We start from the raw sequence: 6,144 nt of genomic DNA on the forward strand, positions 1-6,144 counted from the left end.
AAAAGTGCGGTTTATTAAGGCTTTGAGCGCTTTATTGAAAAATCAATGGCGTGATAGCTTAAAAGCGCTAAGACGCGTGTCAATACTATTTAAAAAAGGGGTTGCATATCCATGAGAAACATACGCATCCAACATAGCCTAACAGCAGCCATGTTATCACTGATTATTATGGTGATGGTGGTAGGTGCAATAGCCATCTCCTCCGCCCGTGATAGTTTAAGTGACATCAATGAAATAGCTGAACTGAGTGCAGACCAGGTTAATTCCGCCAATCGCATGGAAGTCAACCTGATGGAAATGCGTTTACGCATGGCGCGTTATATTGCTTATACCAATGCCGGGTTGCCTGAAGCGGCTACTGCCCTCGAACAGATGAGCTCTAGTTTGGAGTTGGCAGTGCAGCGGTTTGATGAGTTGGATGCGTACACCGTTACTGAGCAGCAGCGTCGTTACCCTTATTACCAAGAAGTGGTGACTCGTTTTCAAGAAATGGTAACCCCCACCCTACTGACGGCTGTTGAGTCTGGCGATGTTGCACAAGTGGCCGCTGAAGAGCAGCGCCTTGAAAATTCCGCCAGCAATATGACCTCTGCTACCCGCGATTTTGCGCGTTTTGCAGAGCAGTTGGCTGGAGAGATGCAAGAAGAGGCTGCTGCTATTAGCCAACGAATTATCTGGACAGTGGCGTTGGTTCTTATTTTGTCGGTACTGCTTTTTATTGGCCTACAAGTTGGGCTGCGTCGGTTTGTTGTTTCGCCACTCAGCCGTGCCGTTGCTATTTGTGAAAATATCTCTCAAGGCGACCTTACTAGCCATATTGATGATGAAGGGCGCAATGAGATTGGTAAGTTGTACAAGGCGATGCATGCTATGCAGGTTAAGCTAGCGGATATGATGGCGACCTTGACACAAACCAGTCAAATGGTGGCCAATAGCGCTCGAGAAATTGCTAGTGGTAGTGAAGATCTCGCTTCTCGAACAGAAGAGCAGGCGAGTGCGCTGCAAGAAACAGCCACTAGCATGGAACAGATGTCTTCCACGGTTAGCCAGAACAACAAAACGGCCGATGCGGCCAGCGAATTAACGGTCACCGCTTCTGCTAAGGCAGGGGATGCTAAGGAGGAAGTGCTCCAAACTACCGCTTTAATGAAGGATATGGAAGAGCACTCCAAACGCGTGCAAGATATTATTCAGGTCATTGAGAGTATTGCTTTTCAAACTAATATTCTGGCGCTAAATGCCTCGGTTGAGGCTGCCCGAGCCGGTGAGCATGGGCGTGGCTTTGCTGTGGTTGCGGGTGAGGTGCGCAAGTTGGCAACCAAAACGTCGGAGTCTTCAAGCCAGATCCGAAGCATCATTGATGATGTCGCGACCCGGATAAAAGAGGGTTCACAGCAATCGGAGCTTAGCGGTGAGGGGATAGAGACCACGGTTGATGCTGTTAAGCAGGTGAACGAATTAATGAGTGAGATCGCATTGGCGGTCAACGAGCAAGAGAGCGGTATTAGCCAAGTTAGCACCGCTATTAGTCAAATGGATTCAGCTACCCAGCAGAACGTTTCCTTAGTTGAGGAAACCAGCACGTCAGCAGCTTCGTTACAGGAAGAGGCTGATCGTTTAGCGGGCATTATCGCGACATTTAAGCTCAATTCGTCGGCTACCAGTGCGTCAGCTTCCGGTGGCACTTTGTCTATTGCATCAAGTTGAATGGTAAATTTTTGAGCCATTTAAAGTAGTGCCGGTGGGGCGGTTGACATAGGCGGCCGCGTCATCGGCTGTATGGGCCTACCAATCTAGGTAAGCGCTAACGAATGTTAGCGCTCTGCTTTATTACTATAGCAATCGGATTCTTTTGTGAAAAAACCGTTACTGGCAACTTTTAAGGAGAGCTTAAACAAGCATGATAGCTCGCACGCCTTACCGCACTATTTGAAGGCGCGCTATCATTCGCTGTTTACCTATCATCCAGATGGTATTTTCGAGTTAGATCTGAGCGGTACGGTGATCCATAGTAATTTGGCTGCAGCCCGTCTTACCGGTATCTCTATTGAGCAGATGGTGGGGGGCTCCTACTTTCAGTTTCTCCAACCCGAGATGCGTGTCATTGCCCAAACCGCGTTCAGCGCCACGTTAATGGGTGAGCATCAGAGCTACCATGCAGCAGGGATCGGCGAAGCTGGCCAAGCCCTGCAACTTGAAGTGACCCATGTGCCGATTATGGCGGATGGGCAATTAATCGGTGTTTATGCTATTTGCCGTGATATTACCCAGCATAAGCAAGATGAGTACGAGCTACGGCTGGTGAAGCGTGGTATTGAGGCTAGCCCAAATGGTGTAGTAATGGCCGATGCCACCGAGCCTCATCTGCCTCTTGTATATGTCAATAAGGCTTTCATGGACCTTACGGGCTACTCTGCCGATGAGGTGTTGGGGAGAAACTGTCGCTTTTTGCAGGGGGAGGGGACTAGCCCTGAGGCCATTGAGAAAATACGTCAGGGCATTACTCAGCATGAGGATGTGCAGGTATTATTACGCAACTATCGCCATGACGGCAGCCTATTCTGGAATCAGCTCTCGATCAGCCCTGTTTTTAATGAAGAGGGGGCTTGTACACACTTCATTGGTATACAGCAGGATATCACTCAGCAGCGTTTACAAGAGTCTCGCATTGCTTACCAAGCGTCCCATGATCCTCTCACTGGGTTGCCGAATTTAGGGGCGTTGCAAACACGCTTGGAGCACGCCTTTCAAAACTGTATAAAGCAGGGTCAAGAGTTGGCCGTATTCTATATTGACTTGGACGACTTCAAACCCGTTAATGATGCGCTGGGCCATAGTATGGGCGACCAGCTGCTCAAGATGGTGGCTCAACGTTTACTGGATACAGTGACTGCTGGTGCCCATGTGGCACGTCTCTCAAGCGATGAGTTTGTCGTGCTGATGGCACCTTTGCCCAGTGAGCATGAAGTGATTGCGCTCGCCAACCGGTTATTAGCCACCATTGCGCAGCCCTTTACGCTCTATCAGCACTGTTTGCATATCAGTGCAAGCATCGGGATTGCGTCGAATAAAGGCGGCGTAGTGAAAGCCCATCATTTGCTTCACCATGCCAGCCTAGCGATGTCTGATGCTAAGCGCCAGGGGCGTAATACTTGGCAGTGGTATTGCGGCGACTCAATCGACAATATTGCTGAACACGTCATTATCCGTCGTGAACTGCAAGAGGCGATTCAAGAGAATCAGTTTGAAGCGTATTACCAGCCTATTGTAGATGCGAGCACTGGGTGTGTACGCAGTGTAGAAACGCTAATCCGCTGGCATCACCCTAATAAGGGGTTGGTATCGCCGGGTGTGTTTATGCCTATTGCTGAGCAAACAGGACAAATTATTGCTATTGGTCGCTGGGTGCTTGAGCGTGCGTGCCACGATATTGCCCAGTTAAATGCCACGCGTGAAGATCCCCTTGTAGTGGCGGTTAATATCTCGCCTATGCAATTCCGGCGTAGCGGTTTCATGGACGAGATCAAAGAGGCTCTGCGTAATAGTGGCCTTCCCCCAAGCTTGCTAGAGCTGGAAGTGACAGAGGGCACCTTAATGTCCAATACCGAGCAAGCGGTTGCGCTGCTTAACGAGGTACGGGATTTGGGGATTAGCGTTGCGCTGGATGATTTCGGTACAGGCTTTTCAAGCTTAAGTTATTTGCGCGATCTGCCGATCAGCAAGGTGAAGCTTGATCGTCTCTTTATTAGCGGCATTTCACGCAATGTGAAAAATGCGGCCATCGTTCAGGGGGTCATTACTATGGCACACCACCTGGAGCTTTCAGTGGTGGCTGAAGGTATCGAAACGAAAGAGGAGCAGGTAGACCTGCAGCAGCGCCACTGCAACCTGTTACAAGGGTTCTATTTCTCAAAGCCTGTCCCCTTCGATGTTTTAAAGTACCTACCACCCATACTGACGCCGCTGTAGCTAGCTGTGTACCCTTTCCGTTTCGGTTGATCTGTTTATTTACATAACGCTAATAACAGGCTGTCTTATTGAGCAGCCTATTTCATGACAGGAAAATACGCCGTGCCACTGCGCCGTCTATATATTCGTCTACTGTTAGCCGTCAGCATACCGTTGATCTTAGTATCGACGACGCTACTGCCTATGCTGCACGTGCACATGGAGACACGAATCGATAGCCTTCATGCTGAGGCCAAAGCCGTACTGAAAGTGGGCCAAGAAGCACTGACCCGCGATATCAATGAAAGCCTTAATTACGCCCTGGCGATTGCCGAAATGCCAGCTCTAAGGCGCTACCTCGATGCACAACATGCATCACTTTTGACAGAGCCGCACTACTCGCTTAGCGAGCTCGCGCAGCTATCTAACTTTTTGGATACCCTTATTAGCCACTATCCCCGCTATACCAAGCTGGTGCTTATTGATAATCAAGGGTATGAAGTGCTGCGTGCGCCGCAGAGCGCAGAAACTGGCCCACGAGTAGCAGCTAATCAGCACGCTAAGACTGACTACTTCATAGAAGCGAGTAAATTATTACCTCGCGATCTGTATATTTCCCCGCCTGGGCATAATTTACAGTACGAGCTGTTTGGTGATGATGTTATTCCGGTGGTCAATGTTTCTACACCTATTTTTAGTGCTACCGGGGAAAGACAGGGCGTCGTCTTATTGAGCCTTAACTGGAATTACCTCACCACTGCTCTATATCAATCGATGCGGCTGGATCAAAGGGCGGATGCCGTGTTGGTAGATGCTCAGGGGCGCTGGTTGTTAAACAGTGCGACGACGCTGACGTTGGGAGCTGTTAACTTTGGCGGTAGCTTTGCCTCACTGGCTCCGCGGTATTGGCAGGCGATGCAGCAACGCAATGAGGGTAATGCGACCGTCGACAACCACTTATTGCGCTTTCAAACTGAAGATATACGCACCCAATCCTATCGTAGCTTAGCAGGCAATATTTTCAGTGAACCCTCTCACTATCCTTGGAAGCTAGGTGTGGTGCTCCCCCAGCCCTCCTGGCGCACCTTACTAGATGAAGAGACCATCGTGCTTTGGTTTTTGTTGCTGACCTATGCGGTTGCCGTAGCGTTTGGCATATTCTGGGCCATTAGCGGTCAGCGTCAGCGTCAGTTACGCCAAGCAGCACAGCGCCATGCCATTGAGGTAAGCGATTTATACGAAAATGCCCCTTGTGGTTATCACTCGCTCGACAAAAATGGGCGTGTGGTCAAAATGAATCGAACCGAGCTTAATTGGCTTGGGTATTCGGCAGATGAGGTGATCGACCGTATTGATTACCGTGAGCTGATAACACCTGAAACGCGTCATCAGTTTGATCAAGCCTTTGAAAACGTACTGCAGCATCAAAAAGGCAGTGCTGAATGCAGTCTTCGCACGCGAAGTGGAGAGCAGCGCCATGTGATGATTCAAGCGTCTGCATACCATCGTAATGAACGCTTTGTGCACTCACGGGCAACCGTTTTCGATCTGACAGAGCGCAAGCAGTTGGAAGAAAAGTTGCGCGCCCAAGCAATGACGGATCCGTTAACGGGTGTATTTAACCGGCGTTACCTGCAGTCTCAGGCAACCATTGAGATGGCGCGTGCGCGCCGCCACAATCAACCCATCGCGCTCATTACTATTGATATTGACCATTTCAAGCAGATTAACGACGACTACGGGCACGACGCAGGCGATGAGGTACTAAAAAACTTCACGCGGGTCGTTGCTGAACTTCTGCGTCAGGAAGATTTGCTGTGCCGGGTAGGCGGTGAGGAGTTTGCTATTTTGCTCCCGAATACCACGCTCACACAGGCAACACAGGTCGCCGAGCGGATACGTCAAACGGTCGCTCTGAACGCTGTCAATATAACGGAAGCCAGCTTAGAAAAAACGCTCTGGCTGACCGCCTCTCTGGGGGTTACCGCCCTTTTGAACAATGAGAAATCTTTAAAAGCGGCACTGAAGCGTGCAGATATAGGGCTTTACCAGGCTAAAGAAGGAGGGCGCAACCGAGTGATCGTCAACTCTTCTCTTTAACTAAGGAAGGTCTGAATAATTACCGATATTCGTCAACGCTCACTTGAGCTGATAAAAAATTGCAAATTTAGGCACTATTTTCCCGTTCTTTGTGCA

Annotated in this window: 3 protein-coding genes; all 3 read left to right on the forward strand. The window is 49.6% G+C overall.

Features of this window, described 5'->3' with window-relative positions; all coding sequences use genetic code 11:
• Positions 1-111: 111 nt before the first annotated feature.
• The 3 genes from ACIGG6_RS15070 to ACIGG6_RS15080 all read left to right on the forward strand — a co-directional run bounded on the left by ACIGG6_RS15070 (position 112) and on the right by ACIGG6_RS15080 (position 6,048).
• A complete protein-coding gene (locus ACIGG6_RS15070; RefSeq protein WP_399845478.1) occupies positions 112-1,707 on the forward strand; it encodes a methyl-accepting chemotaxis protein in 1,596 nt (531 codons plus the stop codon).
• A 147-nt stretch (positions 1,708-1,854) separates the two neighbouring features.
• On the forward strand, positions 1,855-3,969 hold the full coding sequence (locus ACIGG6_RS15075; protein ID WP_399845480.1) for a putative bifunctional diguanylate cyclase/phosphodiesterase: 2,115 nt from the start codon (positions 1,855-1,857) through the stop codon (positions 3,967-3,969).
• An 84-nt stretch (positions 3,970-4,053) separates the two neighbouring features.
• Complete coding sequence (locus ACIGG6_RS15080) at positions 4,054-6,048, forward strand: diguanylate cyclase (protein WP_399845481.1); 1,995 nt, start codon at positions 4,054-4,056, stop codon at positions 6,046-6,048.
• The last annotated feature ends 96 nt before the right edge of the window (positions 6,049-6,144 follow it).

It is taken from the genome of Vreelandella lionensis, from assembly GCF_044543515.1.
GTDB lineage: Bacteria > Pseudomonadota > Gammaproteobacteria > Pseudomonadales > Halomonadaceae > Vreelandella > Vreelandella lionensis.